Origin of the sequence: Dactylosporangium sp. CA-139114 (genome assembly GCF_050955725.1) — a bacterium.
Taxonomy (GTDB): Bacteria; Actinomycetota; Actinomycetes; order Mycobacteriales; family Micromonosporaceae; genus Dactylosporangium.
In genome coordinates, this window is the sequence record NZ_CP192080.1 from 5,092,376 (window position 1) to 5,114,090 (window position 21,715).

At 73.5% G+C, this 21,715-nt stretch carries 15 protein-coding genes; 6 read left to right on the forward strand and 9 right to left on the reverse strand.

Annotated features, from left to right (window positions below; genetic code table 11):
• Positions 1–71: 71 nt before the first annotated feature.
• Together ACQP2P_RS22495 and ACQP2P_RS22500 are read right to left on the reverse strand one after the other, a co-directional pair.
• Positions 72–3,095, reverse strand: a complete 3,024-nt coding sequence (locus ACQP2P_RS22495; protein ID WP_433618884.1) for an amino acid adenylation domain-containing protein — start codon at positions 3,093–3,095, stop codon at positions 72–74.
• A 24-nt stretch (positions 3,096–3,119) separates the two neighbouring features.
• On the reverse strand, positions 3,120–4,118 hold the full coding sequence (locus ACQP2P_RS22500) for a TauD/TfdA family dioxygenase (RefSeq protein WP_433618886.1): 999 nt from the start codon (positions 4,116–4,118) through the stop codon (positions 3,120–3,122).
• A gap of 305 nt (positions 4,119–4,423) precedes the next feature.
• Here ACQP2P_RS22500 and ACQP2P_RS22505 point away from each other — a divergent pair, with 305 nt between their 5' ends.
• Complete coding sequence (locus ACQP2P_RS22505; RefSeq protein ID WP_433618887.1) at positions 4,424–5,185, forward strand: thioesterase II family protein; 762 nt, start codon at positions 4,424–4,426, stop codon at positions 5,183–5,185.
• A gap of 33 nt (positions 5,186–5,218) precedes the next feature.
• Here the strand turns inward: ACQP2P_RS22505 and ACQP2P_RS22510 are convergent, their stop codons facing one another.
• Positions 5,219–8,110: a helix-turn-helix transcriptional regulator gene (locus ACQP2P_RS22510; RefSeq protein WP_433618889.1), complete on the reverse strand. Its 2,892-nt coding sequence runs from the start codon at positions 8,108–8,110 to the stop codon at positions 5,219–5,221.
• A 605-nt stretch (positions 8,111–8,715) separates the two neighbouring features.
• Positions 8,716–9,897, reverse strand: coding sequence for a macrolide family glycosyltransferase (locus ACQP2P_RS22515; protein ID WP_433603861.1), 1,182 nt, complete (start codon positions 9,895–9,897; stop codon positions 8,716–8,718).
• Positions 9,898–10,007: 110 nt separating this feature from the next.
• Here ACQP2P_RS22515 and ACQP2P_RS22520 point away from each other — a divergent pair, with 110 nt between their 5' ends.
• The 4 genes from ACQP2P_RS22520 (at position 10,008) to ACQP2P_RS22535 (ending at position 15,025) form a co-directional block, all read left to right on the forward strand.
• Positions 10,008–11,321: a glycosyltransferase family 2 protein gene (locus ACQP2P_RS22520; RefSeq protein ID WP_433603862.1), complete on the forward strand. Its 1,314-nt coding sequence runs from the start codon at positions 10,008–10,010 to the stop codon at positions 11,319–11,321.
• 81 nt (positions 11,322–11,402) lie between these two features.
• Positions 11,403–12,398 carry an ATP-binding cassette domain-containing protein gene (locus ACQP2P_RS22525; RefSeq protein ID WP_433603863.1) on the forward strand — a complete coding sequence of 332 codons (996 nt, stop codon included), beginning with the start codon at positions 11,403–11,405 and terminating at the stop codon, positions 12,396–12,398.
• Positions 12,395–13,210 (forward strand): ABC transporter permease, encoded by an 816-nt coding sequence (locus ACQP2P_RS22530; RefSeq protein ID WP_433603864.1) that lies wholly within the window; start codon positions 12,395–12,397, stop codon positions 13,208–13,210. Before ACQP2P_RS22525 ends, ACQP2P_RS22530 begins: the two co-directional genes overlap by 4 nt.
• An 18-nt stretch (positions 13,211–13,228) precedes the next feature.
• On the forward strand, positions 13,229–15,025 hold the full coding sequence (locus ACQP2P_RS22535; protein WP_433603865.1) for a hypothetical protein: 1,797 nt from the start codon (positions 13,229–13,231) through the stop codon (positions 15,023–15,025).
• Here ACQP2P_RS22535 and ACQP2P_RS22540 read toward each other — a convergent pair.
• The 4 genes from ACQP2P_RS22540 to ACQP2P_RS22555 all read right to left on the reverse strand — a co-directional run bounded on the left by ACQP2P_RS22540 (position 15,009) and on the right by ACQP2P_RS22555 (position 19,527).
• Positions 15,009–16,733 (reverse strand): putative bifunctional diguanylate cyclase/phosphodiesterase, encoded by a 1,725-nt coding sequence (locus ACQP2P_RS22540; protein ID WP_433603866.1) that lies wholly within the window; start codon positions 16,731–16,733, stop codon positions 15,009–15,011. The genes ACQP2P_RS22535 and ACQP2P_RS22540 overlap by 17 nt on opposite strands.
• 41 nt (positions 16,734–16,774) lie before the next feature.
• Positions 16,775–17,572 carry an SAM-dependent methyltransferase gene (locus ACQP2P_RS22545; RefSeq protein ID WP_433603868.1) on the reverse strand — a complete coding sequence of 266 codons (798 nt, stop codon included), beginning with the start codon at positions 17,570–17,572 and terminating at the stop codon, positions 16,775–16,777.
• A 140-nt stretch (positions 17,573–17,712) separates the two neighbouring features.
• Positions 17,713–18,510, reverse strand: coding sequence for a cold-shock protein (locus ACQP2P_RS22550; protein ID WP_433603869.1), 798 nt, complete (start codon positions 18,508–18,510; stop codon positions 17,713–17,715).
• Between the two features lie 141 nt (positions 18,511–18,651).
• Positions 18,652–19,527 (reverse strand): LysR family transcriptional regulator, encoded by an 876-nt coding sequence (locus ACQP2P_RS22555; protein WP_433603870.1) that lies wholly within the window; start codon positions 19,525–19,527, stop codon positions 18,652–18,654.
• Between the two features lie 85 nt (positions 19,528–19,612).
• Between ACQP2P_RS22555 and ACQP2P_RS22560 the strand changes: the two genes are divergently transcribed.
• Entirely contained in the window at positions 19,613–20,263 is a 651-nt protein-coding gene (locus ACQP2P_RS22560) for an alpha/beta fold hydrolase (protein WP_433603871.1), read from the forward strand.
• Positions 20,264–20,558: 295 nt separating this feature from the next.
• Here ACQP2P_RS22560 and ACQP2P_RS22565 read toward each other — a convergent pair whose 3' ends face one another.
• Positions 20,559–21,485 (reverse strand): LLM class flavin-dependent oxidoreductase, encoded by a 927-nt coding sequence (locus ACQP2P_RS22565; RefSeq protein ID WP_433603872.1) that lies wholly within the window; start codon positions 21,483–21,485, stop codon positions 20,559–20,561.
• Positions 21,486–21,715: the final 230 nt, after the last annotated feature.

The window sequence follows — 21,715 nt, forward strand, 5'->3', positions numbered from 1 at the left end:
CCTGGCGCACGGCGAGGTTCGGGAACGGCGAACCGCCCCAGGAAGGACACCTGGGGCGGTTCGGGGGTTGTTCAGACGGCGGCGGAGCGCGCCTGGCGGGCCAGGTCCGAGATGCGGGTGATCGTCGGCTCCCGAATGATCTTGCTCAGGTCGGACATGAACGCCGTCTCCCGTCCGCGGCCGACGATGTCGTTGCACACGGCCGCCAGCATGGCCAGGAGCTTGGCCGAGTCGCCGCCGAGGCGGTGGAAGTCGGCGTCGCCGCTGAGCCGCTGCACGTCCACGGCCAGGGTGCGGGCCCAGATCCCGGCGACGGCCGTCTCGACCTCGCCGCTCAGCGCGGTCACCGTGGCCGCGGAGGTGCCCTGGTCGGCGAACGGGTCCGGCAGGGCGGCCACGTCGACCTTGCCGTTGGCGGTGCGCGGCAGCTCCGGCACGAGCACGGTCGCGCCCGGCACCATGTACGGCGGCAGCAGCTTCCCGACGTGCTCGTCGAGCGCATCCACGGAGACGTCGGCGGCCGGTACGACGTAGGCGCACAGAATCTTGTCCGGGCTGCCGTCCCGCGTGCGGCCGACCGCGAACGCGCGGGCCACGGCCGGGTGCTCCTCCAGCGCGCGGGCGACCTCGGCGGGCTCGATGCGGTAGCCGCGGACCTTGATCTGCTCGTCGTTGCGCCCCACCGACTCGAGCTCGCCGCTGGGCAGCTGCCGGGCCAGGTCCCCGCTGCGGTACACGCGCTCGCCGCTGGCCAGCACCGTGAAGCGCTCGCGGTTGAGGTCGGGGCGGCCGCGGTACCCCCGGCACAGCTGCGCGCCGCCCAGCAGCATCTCGCCGACCTCGCCCGGCTCCACGAACCGGCCCTCGGTGTCGACGAGGTAGATGGTGCTGTTGTCGGTCGGCACCCCGATCGGCACCGAGGACAGATCGGCGTCGGCCTGCGCGTCGAACGTGCGCGTCATGTTGCCGATGGTCGTCTCCGTCGGCCCGTACTCGTTGAAGATGCGGCACTGCGGCCCGAACGCCTCCTGCGCGCGCGCCGTCACCGACGTGCGCAGCAGCTCCCCGCCGGCGATGACGGCCGTGAACCCCTCCGGGCGCAGGCCGAGCCGCCCGATGAGGTCGAGGTGGGTCGGGGTCAGCTTCAGCTTGTTCGCCCCGCGATGCAGCAGCATGTCCTGCAGCACCATGTGGTTCAGCTCGTCCGGCACCAGCGCGATCGAGCCACCGGCCAGCACCGGCAGGAAGATGGCGGTGTTGGACAGGTCGAAGGCGAGCGAGCTGAACAGCGGGAACCGGGTGTGCTCGTCGACGCCGTAGACGCGGGTCGACCAGCTCACGAACGTGGCCAGGTTGCGGTGCTCGATCTCCACGCCCTTGGGCCGGCCGGTCGAGCCCGAGGTGTAGATGACGTAGGCGAGGTCCTCGGGGCGGATCTCCACCGGCGCGAGCGTGCCGTCGCCGGCCGCGAGCTCCTCGATGACGGCGGGCGTGCAGCCGGGCGGGGCGAACCCGCGGTGGCGGTAGCGCGCCTCGGTCAGGCAGACGGTGACCCCGGCGTCGGCCAGCAGGCCGGCGAGGCGGTGGTCGGGGTGCTGGGGGTCCAGCGGCAGGTAGGCGGCGCCGGCCTTGAGGATGCCCCAGATGGCGGCCATCGCGGCCACGGTGCGCCCGGCGAAGAGGCCGACCACGTCGTCGCGGCCCAGGCCGCGGCGCTGCAGGTCGGCGGCGACGGCGCTGGAGTAGCGGTCCAGCTCGGCGTACGTGGTGTTGCCCTCGGGGCTGGTGAGGGCGATCGCGTCCGGGGTCCGGGCGACCTGCGCGGCGAACTGCTCGACCACGGTGCCGGGCCGGGCGAGCGGCCGGGCGTTGTCGTTGCCGGCCCAGACCCGGCGGTGCCGCGGCGACAGCGCCTCCTCGATCGCGTCGAGCAGCGCGACGGCCCGCTCGACCAGCTCCGGGCGGTCGTACCAGCCGAGGGTGATCTCCGTCCGGCCGCCGCACTCGACGGCGTTGATCTCCGGCGGGCCCACGGGCCCGGAGTTGGGCAGCGAGTAGATGGTCGTGGCGTGGAAGTCCCGCCCGCGCAGGGTGTCCAGGTCGATGCGCCCGACGTGGGAGATGGTGGCCACGCTGCCGTAGCGGCCGCGGCTCGCGGAGATGTCGTCCAGCGCCATCAGCTGCCGGCGCAGGTGGTCGCGGGGGATGTTCGCCAGCGCCGGATCGGTCCCGGCCGCGAGGTCCTGGCCGGAGCTGAGGATGGTCAGCAGACGCTCGTGCGCGTCCTCCCACGCCGAGCCCGCGGTGACGTCCAGCAGCGGGTTGTGCGTGAGGTTGCCGGTCGAGCGGATCGCGGGGTCGTAGCGGCGCAGGTCGACCGGGATCCGGAAGCGGCCCGTCGGCAGGTCGCACGCGGCCGTGACGGCCAGCGCGATCTTGGCCACGAGGGCCGGGTGGACGCCGTCGACGGTCTTGCGGCGCCAGAAGAAGCCCTGCGGCCCGGCCGGGCGGGAGCCCAGCGCGGACGGCCACTCGAGGTCGGCCTCGATCGCCGGGCTCCGCGGGGCGGTGATCCGCTCGAGCAGCTCGTGCTCGGTGATGCGCGACGGGGCGCCGATCGGCTCGTCGCCGCGCAGCGCCCGGAAGATCTCGTCGATCCAGATCAGCACGCCCTTGCCGTCCATGACCGCGTGGTTGGCGCGGAACACGATGCTGGTCGGGCGGGCGGGGGTGCCGGGCAGCAGCAGCACCTCGCACGTAGGGGCGCCGGCCTCGCCGGTCAGCGGCTGGTGCAGCTCGGGCAGGCCGGTGAACGCGACGGGGTCGAAGGCGCCGGCGTCGAGCACCCGGACCGCGGGGGCCACGGTGCTGTCGACCCAGCGGCGGCCCATGCGGGTCAGCCGGGCCCCGGGGCACGCCTGCGACGCGGCCGCGACGGCCGCGGTGAGCTCGTCGGCCCCGAGCGGGCCGGTGCCCTCGACCACGACCTGGATCACGCCCGGCAGCCACTGCGGATAGACCAGGAACCAGGCCTCGGTCGCCGAGATCGGCCGGCTGTAGTTTCCGTCACTTCCGACTGGCGTTCCGACTGGCATGGTGCCCTCTCAGGTGCGCTCGGGTCAAACCGGCGTGCTGCTGAGGACCTGGCCGTTGGCGCCGCGCAGCGCGCGGGACCGGCGCAGGTCCAGGTGGACGAAGACCCGCTGCAGCCAGCGGTCCGCGCCGTCGTAGCGGGGCTGGAAGGAGTTGCGGCCGTGCAGCGTCACGCGGTTGTCCACGAACGCGAGGTCGCCGGGGCTCAGGATGAGGGTGTACGCCGCCTCGTCGATGGCGTCGCGCAGCCGCGCCAGGGCGCCGGCGGCCTCGTCGTCGATGGGCGTGGTGCTGCTGAAGTCCACCTTCAGGTCGGGGTCCTCGGCGGCGCCGCTGAGCACCCCGTGCGGCTCCTCCAGCCGGTCGCCGAGGTCGAACGAGGCCGGCGCGGTCGTGACGAACCGCGGCTCGTGCAGGATCGCCCGGATCGGCTCGGACAGCAGCGGCAGCGCGTTGCGGATCGACGACGTGCGCAGCCCGGCGACGTTGTCGTGGTCGTTGCGCAGGCACATCAGCCCGACGAAGTCGGGCCGGAACTCGTGGAACGCGTTCTCGGTGTGCATGTTCAGCCGCGTCGAGCCGGCGTTGCCCTGGTACTCCTCCATGCCCGGCACGGGCACGACGTTCTGCACCAGCGCGCCGTGCTTTTCCTTGTCGTAGGCGATAACCTCGCCCATGGCCATGGCGACGAGCATGAGGGCCGAGGCGGGCACGGTGCTCGCGCGCTGCACCGAGCCGAACACCATCGGCGTCGCCGGCGGGCCCTCCGGGTCCACCGGGAGGTTGCGCAGCAACAGCATCCCGTCGGGGCCGGAGTCGTGGGTGAACTCGCGCAGGGTGCGGCTCAGCCGTGGGGGGAGCGCGCACGACAGCCGGCGCGCCGCCGCCACCCATTCGGCGGAGTCGATCAGATGGGGAGCGGTGCCGCACAACTCGGTGGCCAGCGCGGCCAGTGCCGCGTTCTCCTCGTCGTCGAGCCGCAGCAGCGACCGGTCGCTCAGCGTACCTTGGGCGTCGACCGACATGGGAAACCATCCATGGTCGAAGGTGGGCGGCGCATCGCCGCGGAGAATGCCGTGCGGCGCCGACGCTAACGGGCGCGCGAAACGGGCGACAACCCCTATGAATCGGGACCCCAGCCGGGTTCGCGGCCGCGCTCGGCGCCGAGTCGGGCAACGCTCGGGGCCGAGGCGGTCGGGAACCGGAAGCGTTCAAGATCTGGGGCCGCTAGGGGTGTGATCAAGTTCGGCGTGTTCCTACGCTCACGCCTAGTTCGATTTCTCTCTTTCGTCCGTTCTCCGGTCCAGCTGTGCGGCCAGGGAGGACTGCCTTGCATCAACACGACGGCGACGCCGGCGGCTCCAGCTGGATCCGGCGCTTCCACCCGCGCCCGGACTGCCTGGCCCGGCTCGTCTGCCTCCCGCCGGCCGGGCAGTCGGCCAGCTTCTACTTCTCCCTGTCCGACGAGATGACCGTCTCCATCGAGGTGCTGGCGGTGCAGTACCCGGGGCGGCAGGACCGCTGGAGTGAGCCGCACGTGCTCACGATCCAGGAGCTGGCCCGCGAGGTCCACGCGGCCCTGGGCACGTGGATGGACCGGCCGCTGCTCATCTTCGGTCACGGGATGGGCGCCCTGGTCGCCTTCGAGCTGGCGCGCCGGCTCGAGCGCGAGGGCACCGTGCCGATGGTGCTGTTCCCGTCCGGCCGGGCCGCGCCCTCGTGCGCCCCCGGCAGCTTCGTGCACCTGCGCCGCGACGAGGGCATCGTCGCGCACCTGCAGGCGATCAGCGGCACGCGGTCGCCGCTGCCCGACGACGCGCAGCTGCTGCAGCTCATGCTGCCGGCGATCCGCGACGACTACCGTGCCGACGAGACCTACGTCTACGAGCCCGGCAGCGCCCTGCGGTGCCCGATCATCGCGTTCGTGGGCGAGGACGACTCCACCGTGGCCGCCGAGGACGTCGTGGCGTGGTGGGAGCACACGGAGGGCCCGTTCGAGCTGCTGGTCGTCCCCGGTGGGCACTTCTTCGTGCTCACGCACCAGTCCGAGGTCGTCAACACCATCTCCGACTTCTTCCTCGCCCCCCGCTGAGGACCGGCTCGCGCCGGCCCTCCGGGTGGTGGCTCAGCAGGCCCGCATGCCGGGGTCGGACTGCACCGTGGCCGGTGGGGCGAGCCCGACGGGCAGGTCGGCCCGGCGCTTGACGTTGACTTTGCGGTACACCCGCGTCAGATGCTGCTCGACGGTGCTCACGGTGACGTAGAGCTTGCTCGCGATCTCGCGGTTCGTGTACCCCTGCACGGCCAGCGCCGCGACCCGCCGCTCGGCGTCGCTGAGCAGCTCGAGCGTCACCTCGCCCGCGCCCGGCTTCGGCGCCTCGACGACCAGGCCCGCATCGGGGTCGTCGTGCGAGAGGCTGTGGCTGAGCGGCTCGGCGCCGCACTCGACGCTGATGTGGTGCGCCCGCCGGATCAGCAGCCGCGCCCGGCCCGACTGGCCCAGCGCCTGCCACGTGCGGCCCAGGTCGGCCAGCGCGTTCGCGAGCTCGAGGCGGTCGCCGGTGCCGTGCAACAGATCCACGGCCTCGTCCAAGGCCGCCGTGCGCTGCTCCGGCGCGTAGGTGGCCGCGATCGTGCGCATGGTCGCGCCGCGGGTCCGCCCGTCGAGCGGGCCGAGCTGGCGCAGCTGCTCGCGGGCCAGCTCGACGGCGTGGTCGGCCCGGCCCAGCGCCAGGTACGTGCGGGCCGTCTCGAGCCGCCACGCGACCACGGTCGGCAGGTCCAGCTGCCACGAGCCCATCAGCTCGCCGCAGGAGCGGAAGTCGGTCAGCGCGGCCTGCAGGCGGCCGGTGGCCCGGTAGTAGCGGCCGCGCGCCTGCAGGTAGTGCAGGCCCAGCGGCGTGCTGAACAGCGACTGGGGCACGGGGGTGGCCAGGTGCTCGCGGGCCCGGTCGAGGGCGCCCATCTCGGTGGTGGCGCTGATGAGCGTGGCCAGCACCCCGCCGATGATGAAGCCCCAGGCCGCGGGCGGCATGATGGCGAGGGCCTCGGTGGCCGCCCGCTCGGCCAGCGTCAGGTTGCCCAGCCGCAGCGCGCCCTCGGCCTGGATCGCCTTGAGCACGCCCTGCCAGGCCGGCGGCAGGTTCAGGGTGGGGCGGGCCATGGCCAGCGAGTCGCACCACGCCAGGCATCGGTCGGGGCGGTCGGCGTAGATCAGGGCCAGCAGCGCCGCGGCCACCGGCTCGGGCGCCGTCTTCTGCGAGCTGCACCGCTGCAGGACGTGGTCGGCGGCCCCGATCGCGTCGGCCCGGGATCCGTTGCCCAGCACCGCGGTCAGCAGCGTGGTCGGCTGCAGGTGGGCGCTGATCGCCGTCTCCTCGGCGCAGGAGCTGCCCTCGGAGACGCCGCGGATCGGCGAGCGCCGCCGCGGCGGCGCACTCATGGTGGCGGCGTCGGGGTTCTGGCACGCCACCGAGGCGGCTCGCGCCGGGAACGCGGAGGCGAGCAGCTGCCGGGCCCCGCGCAGCTGCGAGGCCAGCTCGACGTGGGCCGGGCCGGAGGCGTCGGCGGCGGCGGTGAGCAGCTCGACCGACTCGTCGACGCGGCCGTGCCACAGCAGGTAGGGCAGGGCGGCGAGCGCGTCGCCGGCGTGGGCCGGGTCGGCGCGCACCCCGCTGAGCAGATCGCCGAGGTGGCGCGTCACCATGAGCGGGTTGGTCTGCCACTCGGCGCCGATCAGCGCCGTGCGGGCCGCGACCCGCTGCCGGTCGTCGCGGGCGGCCCGCAGCGCCAGCCGCAGCGGCGCGGAGGCGTGCTCGGGACGGCTGTCGGCCAGGGCGTGACGGGCCGCGTCACGCAGCACGGGCACCACCCAGGCGGCGTCGTCGTACGCGGCCTCCACCAGGTGGTCGGCCACGCTGCCCGGCGCCGCCCCGTTCTCCTGCAGCAGCTCGGCCGCCTTGCGGTGCAGGGCCCGCCGCTCGGCCGCCGGGAGGTGGTTGAGCAGCGCGCGCCGAGCTCGCGGGTGGCGGAACCGGCCCGCGCTGAGCAGGCCCGAGCCCTCCAGGACCCGCAGGATCTGGGCCGCGGTCTCCGGCACGACGTCGACCATGCGGGCCAGCACCTGCGGCGAGCCGGGCTCACCCAGCACCGCGACCGCCTGGGCCACGGCCAGCACCGACGGGTCGTGCCGGTAGAGGAAGCTCAGGACCGCCTGCTCGAAGGCGTCATCGATGCGCAGCTCGGCCGTGATCTGGCCGTCCGGCTCGCGAGCGGCCCGCACCTGGTCGTCGATGAGCGCGCGGGTCAGCATCGGGTTGCCGGCGCTCACGTCGAAGCAGGCCGTCGCCAGCTCGGGCGCCGTCGGCTGCTCCAGAGTGGCCTCGATGAGCTGGTTGACCCCGCGGCGCGACAGCGGCGCCAGCGACACCCGGGAAAAGTGGGGCTGGCTCAGGATGTCGGTGCGAAACAGCACGTGGGTCGGTTGCGCCCGGTTGGATTCGCTCAGCACGACCATGATGCGGGTCGAGCGCAGGCGCCGGATCAAGTACAGTAGGCAGTGCAGCGAGGGAAGGTCCGCGTAGTGCAGATCGTCAACCGCGATCACCAGCGGTTGCTCCGAGGCCAGGGCCGCGAAGGCGCCGCTGATCGTCTGTAAGTACGGCAGGTGGACCTGATCGTCGACGGAGCCGTCGGACCCGGGGTCGCCTAACGAGCCGGCGAGCGCGCATCGCGCCTTCAGCACCGCCGCGTAGGCGTCACTGTTGGGCGCCAATCCGGCGTCGTGCAGCAGCTGACCGATGATGCCGTACGGGAACTTGTGCTCGGCCCGGGAACCCCCGGCACCGATGACCCTCGCCCCGTCGTTCGCGGCCTGCCGCGCGAAGGCCAGCAGGAGTGCCGTCTTGCCGCTGCCCACCGGGCCGCTGACGAGAGTCACCTGGCCTCGCCCGTCGGTGCAGGCGCGGAACGCCTCTCCTAATCGTGTTAACTGTTCGTCCCGCTCGACCAGCAGCATTGACGCGTCGCCCTCCCTTTGCCGCGCACCGATCGCGTGTGCGTCAGCACGGCTGCGGTCAGACTCGCCTGTGTTGCCAGGCCGGCCCGCCGTTCGACCGCCGGAAGGGGTGCCAATCCGGGGTCGAGAATCGCTGCGCGTCCGGACCCACGCGTGCTGGCGCCCACTGTTGTCTGTTCCCCTCGGCGAAACGGCCGTTTGCCCGGAACGGACCGCCTCGCATGTAACCAAGTTGCTCGAACTGCCATGCGGCCGAACGATCTTCACCTACGAAAGGGAAGTCTGCCATCGGGGTTCAATCCGGGGCAACGGATCGACGCCCCTAGTTGAGATGTCACCGCGACGTAACGTCGGTTAGGGGTTGACACTCGACGATGATTTGGTCTTGACCATCGGCCCTCGAGTGCCTAAGTTAAGCAGGTCGAAAGGGGCGGTGAAGTCTGTCCGCATCGTCGTGCCGTCGCACGTCACGACCGTTGCGGCGGCTATCATCGTTCGGGTCCAAAAGGCGATTCATCCCGGCGCCACGGATCGTTTTCCTCGCGGCAACCTTGTGTCCTCGGCCAGTGCGTGAAGTGGCCTATCCGGTGCGTTCGGCGTGCCGGTCAGCCGGCAATCTTCGCGATGACGTCGGCGGCCGCCGCGGCGCCGCCCCCGGCCCGCACCTCGGCCCGCATCCGGCCGACCGCGGCCCGGACCTCGGCGTTGTCGGCCCGGCGCACCGCGTCGCGCAGTCCCTCGGCGGTGATCGCGTCGCGCCGCAGCGACACGCCCAGCCCGAGTGCGGTGAGCCGCTGCGTGTTCACCTCCTGCTCGAACACCTGCGGTATCGCGATGAGCGGCACGCCGTGGGCCAGACCCTCCATGATGGACCCCATGCCGGCGTGGGTGATGAAGGCGCCGGCCCGCGCCAGCACCGCCAGCTGCGGGACGCGCGCGTGCACCTCGATGTTGTCGGGCACCGGCGGCAGCTGCTCGCGGCGGATGCGGTCGCCGACGGCCATCACCACGTGCCAGGGCTCGCCGGCGAACGCCTCCAGGCACATGGCGTAGAACTCCGGCCGGTCGTTGAAGGACGTGCCCAGCGAGATGAGCAGCGTCGGGCGGTCCGCCGACACCGGCGCGGCCTCGCCCTGGAAGCCGCGGGAGCCCAGGCACGGCCCGACGAACGAGAACTCCGGGCCGAACGTCTCGCCCCGGAACTGGAAGGCGCGCGGCAGCAGCACCACGCCGCCGGCCGGGCGGGTCGCGAAGTACTCCGGCACCGGCATCCGCAGGCCCGCCGAGCGCAGCAGCGCCGTCAGGTCGCTGCCGTAGCGGAACATCGCCGCCGGCTTGGGCCGCTGGGCCGCCGGCGCGTGCAGGGGCAGCGACCAGTGCGCGTTGGCCGCGAAGAACGGCCAGATCTGCACCACGGGAATGCCCCACGCCGCGGCCAGGACCGCCCCGGCCCCGGCGAGGTCGTCGACGGCCACGACGTCGGGCTTGTCCGCGGCGAACGCCTCGCGCAGCGCCGGCAGCGTCGCCGCCGCCTCGCTCAGGAACAGCGTCATCGACTCGGCGATGGTCTCGGGCCATCGGCGGGCGCGGTCACCGGGGGAGGGCATCGTCGAGGCGTAGAGGACCGGGCGCGCGCCCGCGGCACCGACCGCGCCGGCGAAGTCGGTCGTGGTGGCGTAGCTGACCCGATGGCCACGACCGGCCAGCTCCTCGACGATGCCGAGCATCGGATAGACGTGGCCGTGTGAGGGAGCGGTGAAGAAGGCGATGTGCTTGCCGCTGGTCACGACTCACACTAGGACGCGGGCGACAAAGCGGACAACCCCTGCCGTCCGAAGCCGATATTAGGGGATGCGCCGCACCCGTGCGTGTCGTCGCGCGACTGATAATCATGCACGTGTCAGTCAGCGTGGTGATCCCGAGTACGTTGCAGCGCAACACGGTCGCGGCGTGCGTCGACGCGGCGCTCACCGCCGCGCGCGGCCTCGGCCCGGACGCCGAGGTCCTGCTCGTCGCCAACGGCCCCGGCGCCACCACGGCCTACCGCGGCCCCGCCGACCCGATGCTGCGGGTGCTCACCTGCGAGCCGGCCGGCGTCTCGGCCGCCCGCAACGCCGGCATCGCCGCGGCGCGCCACGACACCGTGCTCTTCGCCGACGACGACGTGCTGGTGCCGCCCGACTGGTGCGCCCGGATGGCCGCGGCCCTGGGCCCGGGGGTGGCCGCGGTCGGCGGCCCGATCCGCGTCGCGGTCGCCGGACCGGTCACCGCGTTCATGGACCACCTGCGGATGTTCGACGCCACCCCGCTGGACGGGTCGCCGGGCGGGCTGCTCATCACCGCCAACGCGGGCCTGCGCCGGGACCTCGCCCCGGACGGGCCGCCGTTCGACCCGGGCCGGCACGCGGGCGAGGACTCCGATCTCGCGCTGCGCCTGCGGGCGGCGGGGCGGTCGATCGGCTGGCTCAGCGGCGGGACCCCGGCCGTGCACCACGTCGACGAGGACGTCCGCTCGCTCGTCGGCCGCTCGCTGCGGGACGCGCGCACGGCCGCCGGTCTCGTGCAGCAGTACGGGCATCGCGCGCTGAGCCAGTACCTGCCCTCGCCCTGGGCCACCTATCAGGCGGTCCGCGACGGCCGGCCGCAGTGGTTCCGCCGCTTCGGCGAGATCGGCGCGCCCGAGGTGCGCGCGGTCTTCACCACGCTGTCGCTGATCTGGGTCACCTGCGTGGTGACCGGCTACCTCGAGCAGACCGGCCGGCTCGTCGGCTGCCCGCTGCTCGACGTCGACGAGGACCCCCTCGTCGACGAGCTCGCCGCGTTGGTCGCCGGCCTCGCCGCCGCCGCGGGCCCGGTGGACTGGGCCGCCTCGCCGGTGACGTTCGCCGCCGGGCCGCGGGCCGAGGTGGACGAGCGGGTGCCGGTCGAGGCCGTCTGCGACGCGTTCCGGCGGCACACCGCGCCGCATGAGGACGCACCGCCGCCGCTGCTGCGGGCCCTCGCGCGCCACGACCGCAGCTGGCACAGCGGGCGGGCCGACGAGGACGAGCGCGTGCGGCGGCTGTGGTCCGACCTCGCGCCGCGCCGCGCCGAGCTGACCCTCGCCGAGGTCGACGCCGCCGCCCGGGCCCTCGGGCTGCCGCTGAGTGCGGCCTGCTCGCACCTCGACGACGACGCGCCGCCCCTACCGGGTCCCCAGTTCTCGGGGTGACCCCCTCAATGTCGTCCAGGGCCGGAATGCGGGGCCGCACAACGGTTCCGATGCATATGCGGATCGGTAGTGTCAGGCCCCGTGGACGACGCGATGGTGGTTACGGATCTGGTAAAGACGTATCGACCGAAGACGCCCGCGGCCGTTGACGGGCTCAGCTTCCAGGTCAACGCGGGCGAGATCTTCGGCCTGCTCGGGCCGAACGGCGCCGGCAAGACGACGACGATCGGCGTGATGACGACGAGGGTCCGGCCGACGTCCGGCCGCGGCGTGATTCACGGCGTCGACGTCGTCAAGAACGCGACCGCGGCGCGGCAGCTGCTGGCGGTGGTGCCGCAGCGCAACAACCTCGACCGGTCGCTGACCGTGCGGCAGAACCTCATGTTCCACGCCGCCTACCACCGGATGCCCCGGGCGCAGCGCGCCAAGCGGGCCGACGAGCTGCTCGAGCAGATGGAGCTGACCGGCCACGCCAAGGGCCGCGTCGACTACCTCTCCGGCGGCATGGCCCAGCGCGTGATGATCGCCCGGGCCCTCATGCACGAGCCGAAGGTCATGTTCCTCGACGAGCCCTCGGCCGGACTCGACCCCCAGGCGCGCCTGTTCGTCCACGACAAGGTGGCCGAACTGCGCTCCGCCGGGGTGACCATCATGCTCACGACGCACGACATGGACGAGGCGTCCAAGCTCTGCGACCGCATCGGCATCATCGACCACGGCAAGCTCCTCGCGCTGGACACGCCCGAGGCGCTGACCCGGATGCTGCCCGGCAACACCACCCTGACGCTGACCGTCAACCTCGGCTCGGCCACGGCCGACGAGATCCGCACCCTGCTGGGCGACGTCCCGGAGGTCGAGCGGGTCGAGCGGGTCGGCCCGCCGCCGCCCGAGCTGGTCGCGCCCGACGCCGAGACCCTCGTGCAGTTCCGCGTCTTCACCGAGTCCAAGCCGGTCTCGGCGATGCCCGCGGTGCTCAAGGCGATGGCCGACGGCAACCACGAGGTGCGCGACCTCACCGTCGGCAAGCCGAGCCTCGAGGACGTCTTCATCCACCTGACCGGAAGGGACCTTCGGTGACCGTCGCCACCCCACCGCTGCGGCTGCGCTCGGTGTCGCTGCCGAGCCAGATCGAGACGTTCTTCTCGCTGCTGTGGCGGGACGTCTTCGTCACCGGCCGGGAGTTCCTGCCGTTCTTCGCCCAGGTCATCGTGCAGCCGCTGTTCTCGCTGCTGATCTTCGGCAAGGTGCTGTCCGACCTCGGCTACACCGACAACGTCTTCGGCCAGATCCTGCTGCCCGGCCTCGTCGCCCTCAACGCGTTCCTGGCCGGCCTGCAGAGCACCGCGCTGCCGCTCGTGCTCGACTTCTCCTACACCCGCGAGATCGAGGACCGCCTCCTGGCGCCGGTCTCGATGGGGCTGGTGGCGATCGAGAAGATCGTGTTCGGCGCCATCCGGGGACTCGTCGCCGGCCTGTTCATCGTGCCGCTCGGCTTCTGGCTGCTGCACATGAGCTGGCCCGCGCACACGTACCTGCCGGTGGTCGGGGTCCTGATCCTGGGCGCCCTGGTCGCGTCCGCGCTCGGCATGGTGCTCGGCACCCTGGTGTCCTCGCGGCGCATCGAGATCATGCTGACCGTCGCGCTGACCCCGCTCATCTTCACCGGCTCGACCCAGTTCCCGTTCCTGGGCATCAAGGACCTGCTCTGGTTCCAGATCGTGTGCGGGCTCAACCCGTGCACGTACATGAGCGAGGCCATGCGGGCCATCATCGCGCCGACGGCCGTCGAGTCGTTGCCGCTGTGGATCTCGATCTCCGTGCTCGGCGCGGCCTTAGTCGTCTTCACGTGGGTGGGCATCATCGGGTTCATGAGGCGGGCCCTGGACTGACCCATGCTGGAGGCCAATGTGTCCACGACTGCCCAGCGGCAGCGGAAGAACATCGGCAAGCGATCCGGGCCGGCCTACGTCTGGTCCGTCGTCGGAGTCTCGACGGCCCTGCTCATCCTCGCCGGCCTCCTGATGGCCGAGGCCGGCACGAGCACCGCGTTCCTCGTCACCGCACTCGCGCTCGGCGTGCCGCCGGCCCTCCAGCTCGGCGGCACCGTCGTGCACCTGCTCCTGCGGGCCGCGCTGCCCCCGTCCGCGGCGCTGCCGCAGGTGCCGCTGGCCGCGCCCGGTCCCCTCGTCGGGTCGACATGTGTGGTGTACCCCGCCATCGTCTACGACCGCGAAGACGTCGACGCGCTCGTCGACACCATGCGGGCCGCCGCCCGCGACAGCGGCCCCGGATTCGCCGGGCACATCGCGCTCGTCGACTTCGCCGACGGCCCCACCGCCGAGCTCGCCACCGACGCCGACCTGCGCGCCGAGGTGCTCACCAAGCTCGCGGCCGCGTCCGCCACCGCCCCGCTCTCGGCGCTGTTCCGCACCCGCCGCTGGAACGAGGCCGACCGCGTCTGGATGGGCTGGGAACGCAAGCGCGGCAAGCTCGCCGAGTTCGCCGCCCTCGTCCAGGACCCCGCCGCCGAGACCAGCTTCGAGGGCGCGGCGCCGGCGCTGTCCGGCGTCCGGTACGTCATCACCATCGACGTCGGCAACCGTCTGCCCAACGGCGGCGCCCGCCGGCTCGTCGCCGCGATGGCCCACCCGGACAACCGGGCCGAGGCCGACCCCGGCACCGGCCGGATCACGGCGGGTTTCGGCTACGTCCGCCCCTGCCACGTGCCGTCGCCGCCGCGCAGCCTCTTCGAGTGGTCGTGGCAGCCCTACTCCGCCCCGACCGGGCAGGCCTCCTTCGGCCAGCTCCTCTTCGGCCAGGACCTGTTCCTCGGGCAGGGCATCTTCGACGTGGCCGCCGTGCGGGCCGCGCTGGACGGGCGCATCCCCGACAACACCGTGCTCAGCCACGACAAGCTCGAGGGCATGTACGCCCGCACCGCCTGCATCGCCGGCGCCGTGGTCGTCGAGGGCAACGTCGAGGACTACCTCGCGTACCGTAAGCGCTGCCACCGCTGGATCCGCGGCGACGTGCACCTGCTGCCCTGGATCGCCGCCCGGGGCCGTCGCGCGCTGCCGCTCATGGCCCGCTGGATGCTCACCAACGACCTGCTCGCGCACCTGCAGCCGGTCGCCATGGCCGGGCTGCTCGTGCTCGCGTGGCTCGCGGCCCCGCCCGCGCAGGTCGGCGTCTACACGGCCGTCGTCGCCGGTCTGCTCCTGCAGCCGCTGCTCGTGCTGCCGCTGATGGTCCTGCTGGGTCGCTCGCCCCGCCCGCCGCGGATGTCCCGGCGCGCGTGGCTGGCCGGGACGCTGCGCCTGCGCGGCTCGCTGGCGTGGTGGCTGCTGCGGGTCGAGGCCCTGCGCGCGCCGATCTGGATCGTGCTGCTGGCCGACCGGGCACTGTTCACGCTGGACGCCACGGCCCGGGCGACCTACCGCACCTTCGTCAGCCGCCGCCTGATCCTGCAGTGGACCAGCTCCGTGGCGGCCGTCCGGGCCGTCGGCCGGGGCGCGGCGGCCCGCTGGCGGACGATGGCACTGGCCAGCGCGGTGTCGGTGGCCCTGGCCGCCGGCATCGGCCTGGAGAACCCGCCGGCGCTGGTGTGGTCGCTGCCGCTGCTGGCATGCTGGTTCGCCGCGCCGCAACTGGCCTACTGGGCGTCGCGGCCCGGACGCCGGATCCCGTTCAGCTCCGGGCCGTGAGCAGCCCGGTGATCTCGTCCGGCGGCTGAGGGCGGCCGAGGTGGTAGCCCTGGCCGATGTCGCAGCCGAGGTCCAGCAGCCGCCGCGCCTGGGCCTCGGTCTGGATGCCCTCGACGGTGACGGTCAGGCCCAGCTCGCGGCCGAGCTCGATCATGGCCGCGAGCACGGTGTGGTCGGCGCCGGCGGCCGCGTGCTGGCTGTTCAGGAAGCCGATGAAGCACCCGGCGATCTTGATCGTGTGGGCGGGCAGATTGCTGATCTCGGCCAGCCGGCAGTTGCCCGTCCCGAAATCGTCGAGGGAGATCCGCACGCCCATGCGCGCGAGGTCGTCGAGGGTGCCCAGCCCCTCCGGGTCGAGCAGGACGTTCTCGGTGACCTCCAGCTGCAGCAGGCTCACCGGCAGCCCGGTCTCGTCCAGGACCGCCTGGACCAGCGCGGGCAGGCCCGGCCGGCGCAGCTGAGCCTCGGCGACGTTGACGCTCACGAACACCGGGTGGTCCGGGCGGGCGTCGCGCCACGCGGCGGCCTGGGCGCAGGCGCGGCGCAGCACGTCCTCGCCGAGCGGCACGATCAGGCCGGTGTGCTCCGCCAGGTCGATGAACCGCCCCGGCATCAGCAGCCCGTGCACCGGATGCCGCCAGCGCACCAGCGCCTCGACGCCGACGACCCGCCCGGTGGCCAGGTCGGTCAGCGGCTGGTACTCCACGACGAACTCGCCGCGGGTGAGCGCGTCGGGCATCTCGGCGCTGAGCGCGTGCCGGGCGGTCTCGACGGCCGCTCGCTCGGTGTCGTGCACCATCCACTGCCCGCGCCGCTCCCGCTTCGCCCAGCCGAGCGCCTGCTCGGCCGCCCCCAGCAGGGCCGCCGGATCGGTGCCGGCGGCGGCCCGCTCGACCACGCCGATGCTGGCCCGGATCGGCAGCGTGTACCCGTTGTTGATCGGGAACGTGTGCGCGATCGCGGCGAGGGCTTCCTCCGCGGCCTTCGTCACCTCGTCGATCCCGCCGGTGTCCCCGACGAGCAGCACGAACGTGTCGTTGTCGAGGTGCGCGGCGAAGTGCCCGGCCCGCTGGGCGAGCCGCTCGAGGCGGTGCGCGACGGTCCGCAGCACCTGGTCGCCGGCCCGGTAGCCGAGGCTCTCGTTGACGGTGCGGAACCGGTCGAGGTTGATCAGGCACAGCCCGAGCCGGCCGTGGGGGTCCCCGGCCAGCGCCTCGGCGAGCCGCCGCAGCAGCGCGGCCCGCTGGTTGGGCAGGTCGTGGGTCCGCTCGATGCGGCAGTGCCGGGCGAGCCCCGTCCGTCGCAGCTCGGCCCGGCGCAGCGCCTCCTGCGCCCCGACCGACTGGTCGACGAGGGCGCCCGTGTAGCCGGTGGCCACCGCGCCCAGCAGCTCGTCGAGGCGAGCCCGGCCGTCGGGGCGCCGCACGCGGATGTCCTCGAGGAACCGCCGGCCGATGAGCGTCGTCGTGCGGCCGAGCAGTTCGGGTGTGGCGATGCCGGCCGCCACCAGATCGGCGCCGAGTCGCCGGCCCGGGCCGGCGGAGAACGGCTCCGCGAGCAGCACCTCGGCGAACCGTCGCGCGAACCGCTCGAGCAGCGAGTACACCTCGTCGGGGCTGTGGCGCAGCACCGTGTGGCCGCTGACGACACGAGCCCAGGCCCTGGTGAACGCGTCGATGCCGGCCGTCCGGCCGTCGGACGGGATCACGCGGATGATTATGGGGCAAAGACCGTGCTGAATGCCAGCTTTCAGGGCTTACGTCCGACCGCGGCGAGCACCTCCGGCCGCGGCTCGACGCCGGTGTCGTCGGGGTGCCAGTCGGTCACCGGCACCACACCGGGCTCGACGATCTCCAGGCCGTCGAGCAGCCGGCCGATCTCGGCGCTGCTGCGCAGGTGCAGCGGCGTCGAGGTGCGCTGGTAGACCGTGCTGACCTTCGCCGCGTCCTCCTCGTGCCGCGGCGGCGGGGAGCCGTGCGACAGCGCGATGTAGCTGCCGGGCTTGACGGCCTCGCGGAAGCGGCGCACGATCCCGGCCGGGTCGTCGGAGTCGGGCACGAAGTGCAGCACCGCGATGAGCATGACGGCGACCGGCTCGGTGAAGTCGAGCAGGCCGCTCACCGCCGGGTCGCGCACGATGTCGTCCGGTCGCCGCACGTCACCGAGCATCACCTCGGCGTTGGGGTTGCCCGCGAGCATGGCGCGGCCGTGCGCGACGGCGACGGGGTCGATGTCGACGTACATGACGCGGGCCTCGGGGTCGGCCTGCTGCGCCACCTCGTGCACGCTGGCGAGCGTCGGGATGCCCGAGCCCACGTCGAGGAACTGGCGCACGCCGCTCGCGACGAGCCGGCGCACGGCCCGGCCGAGGAAGGCCCGGTTGGCCAGGCCGATCTGCCTGGCGTTGGGCGACATCGACACGACCCGCTCGACCATCTCCCGGTCGACCGCGAAGTTGTGGAAACCGCCGAGCGAGTAGTCGTACATCCGCGCCGCGTTCGGCACGCTGATGTCAATGTCCTCCGGTGCCCACTCCGGTCGCGTCATCCCCGCCCCTTCTCGTCGTCGCGCCGCCATAGTATGGCCACATGGCCCCAGAAGCGAGGGCCCTTCGGCTTTCGGATGCGGTCACGATACGGGACATCGAGGACGCCGCGGGGTCGCGGAGCGCAGGGCCGCGGGACCGCTCAGTCCTGGACCTCGACGCGCACTGCCCGCGCCGGGTAGCCGTCCTGGCCGGGCGTCTCGAACCAGCAGCGCACCCGCTGGCCGGGCTCGAGGGAGCGGTACGCCCCGGGCTCGGCGACGACGACGGAGTAGTGGGTCCACACGAGGAGCCCGTCGCGGTCCAGGGCCACGACGCCTACCCCCGCGTCGGCGTCCCACCGGCGCACGACGCCGTCGCCGGGAAACAGCGCGCGCCGCCGCAGGTTCCAGTACTCGGGCGCGAGCTGTTCCATGTATTGGTGGAAGGCCTCGACGCCCAGGGCGGCGATCCGGGCGTCCTCGGACTCGCGCAGCGGCAGCAGGTACCGCATCGCGGTCAGCCCGTTCGCCTCCTCGGCCAGCGCGAACGACTCCTCGAACATCGCCGTCGGCGTCGGCAGCAGGAACCGCATGTCCTCGCTGCCCGGCACCGGCCGGTCCAGCCGGATGGACTCGTGCCAGTCGAGCAGTTCGGCGTGGGCGGCGTACACCCGGGCGAGGTTCACGAAGAACGCGAGGAACGCGTCACCGAGGAACGCGTCGCCGACGACCATCACCAGCTCGTCGGCCAGCCCGTCGGGCCCGGCGAACCCGCGTGTGCGGGCGAACGTGGACAGTCCGTTCGTCGCCAGGGTCACCTGCCCGGGCCACGGGGTCGCGGCGAACCCGCAGACCTCGACGGCCGCGCCGGGCGCGACCTTCTCGCGCAGGTCGGCGAACGGCTCGCCGAGGTGGGCGAGCAGGTGCGACCGGACGGCCGCGGACGGTCGGCTGCGCATGGCTCGACCGTACGCGACCGCCGGCGGCCGCACCGGCGTTCGTGGCGGGCCGGCCTCGGCCGCTCGTGCAGGGCCCGGCGTTGCACAGGGTGCTCCACTCGGCCGCGCTTTCCGCACCGCGGCGCCGTGCAACGTCCGACCTCACCGGTAGCCGGCCGTCACCTCCAGCGCGATCTCGATCGCGCGGGCGGCGAGCGGGGAGGGTGTGCGCCCGGCCGGCCGGAGCAGGAAGATCTCGCGCGGCGGCGGCGCCGGCCGCAGCTCGTGCACCGACAGCGACGCGTCAAGGCCGTCCAGGACCAGGCGTGGCAGGACCGCCGAGCCGATGCCCGCCCGGACCATGGCCAGCACCGCCTCGTTGCTCGTCGTGCGGAACACGGTCCGCGGCCGCGCCCCGGCCCTCGCGAACGCCTCCTCGACGGGGGGCTGGTCGCAGGCCGCGGGCCAGGCCACCATCGGCGCGTCGTGCAGGGCGCTCAGCGGCACCGGCCCGCCGGGGAAGTCGCCGGGGCGGGCGACGAGCGCGTACGGGTCGTCGAGCAGCTTGCGGTGCTCGACCTCCCCGGCCGTGCGCCCGTCGACGAACACGAGGTCCAGGTCGTCGACGCGGGGCGGGTCGGTCTCCTCCTCGACGAGGCGGATGTCGCAGCCCGGGTGCTCCTCGCGCAGCCGCCGCACGAGCCGCGGCAGGATCGTCGTCGACAGGCTCTGGAAGGTGCCGATGTCGATGCGGCCGTCGCCGGCCCGGAACCGCTCGAGCGCGTCGGTCATCGCCCGCGCCCCGGCCAGCAGCTGCCGGGCGTGGGTCAGCACGACGCGGCCGAGCGGCGTGATGCGAACCGGTCGCGGGCCGCCCGGCCGGTCGAACACCGCGCCGCCGACGCAGCGCTCCAGCGCGGCGATGTGCTGGCTCACCGTCGACTGCGTGTATCCGAGCCGCGCCGCGGCGCGCCCGAACGAGCCCTCGTCGGCGATCGCGGCCAGGGTGGCGAGGTGGCGCAGGTCGACGTCGGACACGGCCCCGACTCTATCGGGAAGTACGATGGAAACGATCGGAAACGATCGCTTTTGCGCATGCCGTCGCGTCGCTAGCGTCAGGGGCATGGCCACTTTCGTGCTGATTCACGGCGCGGGCGACTCCGGCTGGGCCTGGCACCTCGTCGCCGCCGAGCTGCGGGCCCGCGGCCACGAGGCGATCGCGCCCGACCTGCCCGACGACCCGGCGGCGGACCTGAACGCCTACGCCGGCGCCGTGGTCGCGGCCGTCGGCGACCGGCGCGACACGATCGTCGTCGGGCACTCGTTCGGCGCGTTCACGGCCCCGCTGGTGGCCGGGCGGCTCGCGGCCGACGGGCTGGTGCTGGTGGCGGGCATGGTGCCGGCGCCGGGCGAGCGGCCCTCGGACTGGTGGGGCAACGTCGGCCACGTCGGCGGCGGCGATGAGGACCCCTTCGTCACCTACTACCACGACGTGCCGCGCCCGCTCGCCGAGGAGGCCCTTCGCCGCCAGCGCGCACATCCGTCCGCGGTGGCCTACGAGCAGCCGTGGCCGCTGGAGCGGTGGCCGGCCGTGCCGACGCGGTTCGTGCTGCTGCGCCAGGACCGCTGCTTCCCGGCGGGGCTCTTTCGCCGGCTCGTGCCGCAGCGGCTCGGGATCACGCCCGAGGAGCTCGACGCCGGCCACTGCGCGGCCCTCGCCCGCCCGAGGGAGCTGGCCGGCCGCCTGAGCGACGCAACGTGGCCGGGCAAGTGATACATCGAACATCCAGCCTCAAGCACACGAACGTCCGGCTCGCCGGCGACTTCGCGCGGTGTCGGGATCGACCATCGTCGGTGGAAGCCGGTATTGTCCCGGGGCGTCGACCGGGATACGCGACTGAACGGAGTGCCGGTGCGCACACGGGCGAAGGCGGGATGCGGGCCGCTGCCGCACGACCGCCGGGCCTGCGGTGGCAGCGCGTTCGGCCTCTCACGCGGCAGCGCCCTCAGGCAGGATCACGTCCCGCTCCGGGACGACTTCGGCCGGACCTGCGACCCCGACCGCGTCGTCAAAGGCTGATGACGTGGGCCAGGCGGGTCAGGGCGTCCAGGGGGTCGGGCTCGGCCGGGAGCAGCACCACGCTCGTCGCGCCCGCGGTGCGGCGCGCCGCGATCCGCTCGGCGACCTCGTCCGGGGTGCCGGCCAGTGACAGCTCGCGCACCCACTCGTCCGGCAGCGTGGCCGCGAACTCCTCGCGGCTCGCCGCCGCCGCGCGGTGCCGGGCGAGCTCCCCGGCGAAGGGCAGCGGGGCCAGGTGCGGGGCCCAGTCCGGCTCGCCGATCCAGGCCAGGCCGGGGCGCACCAGGTCGCGGGCCGCCCGGCCGTCGCCGGCCACGGCCGCGGCGTCGTACGTCACGACGATCGGCGACGGGGCGGCGAAGCGCGAGACCGCGTCGGCGACGTAGGGCGGCGCGCAGGGCTCCGCCAGCAGCAGCCCGTCGGCGACCTCGCCGGCCATCGCGATCGACTTCGGGCCGCGCACGCCGAGCACGACCGGGGGCGGGGTCGGCGGGGTCTCGCCGATGACCACGCCCTCGACGGCGACGTACCGGCCCGCGGCCGGGCCCAGCTCGCCGCGCAGCAGCGCACGCACGGCGACCGTGTACTCCCGCAGCAGGGTGAGCGGGCTGGCCGGGCGGGCGCCGGCCTGGCGCATCCAGTCCGGCATGCCGTGGCCGATGCCCGCGATCACGCGGCCCGGGAACAGCTGGGTCAGCGTCGCCAGCTCCATCGCGGCGAAGGCGGCGTTGCGCGCGCCCGCCGGCAGGATGCCGATGCCGACCGTGATCCGCTCCGTCGCCGCGAGCACGGCGCCGGCCTGGGCCACGCCGCCGCGGAACCCGAGATCCTCCACGACCCACAACTCCTCGAATCCGAGCTGCTCGGCCCGGCGGGCATACGTCAGGACCCGATCCGCGGGGAGATCCCGCGGCATTACAACCCCAATTCGTGCCATGCGCTCAGACTCGCACGTGCGGCCATTCCCGACCAAATCATCCCTAGGGTCGGGAGTAGGGTTTGCCCTCCCAGCGCGCTGACCTGCGCCGGTTCTGCGAGGTGAGGCCGCGTTTCCGGTGATCGCAGACCATTTGACCTCGGTGGATGCACACGGGAATGCCTTGAATGGGTGCGGCATTATTTCCGGCAGGAAAACGGCTAACGCAC

Excerpts from the sequence above, each read along its gene's own strand:
- ACQP2P_RS22495 (WP_433618884.1), bottom strand. The coding sequence starts at position 3,095 with ATGCCAGTCGGAACGCCAGTCGGAAGTGACGGAAACTACAGCCGGCCG.
- ACQP2P_RS22500 (WP_433618886.1), bottom strand. The coding sequence starts at position 4,118 with ATGTCGGTCGACGCCCAAGGTACGCTGAGCGACCGGTCGCTGCTGCGG.
- ACQP2P_RS22510 (WP_433618889.1), bottom strand. The coding sequence starts at position 8,110 with ATGCTGCTGGTCGAGCGGGACGAACAGTTAACACGATTAGGAGAGGCG.
- ACQP2P_RS22545 (WP_433603868.1), bottom strand. The coding sequence starts at position 17,572 with ATGACGCGACCGGAGTGGGCACCGGAGGACATTGACATCAGCGTGCCG.
- ACQP2P_RS22550 (WP_433603869.1), bottom strand. The coding sequence starts at position 18,510 with ATGCGCAGCCGACCGTCCGCGGCCGTCCGGTCGCACCTGCTCGCCCAC.
- ACQP2P_RS22560 (WP_433603871.1), top strand. The coding sequence starts at position 19,613 with ATGGCCACTTTCGTGCTGATTCACGGCGCGGGCGACTCCGGCTGGGCC.
- ACQP2P_RS22565 (WP_433603872.1), bottom strand. The coding sequence starts at position 21,485 with ATGCCGCGGGATCTCCCCGCGGATCGGGTCCTGACGTATGCCCGCCGG.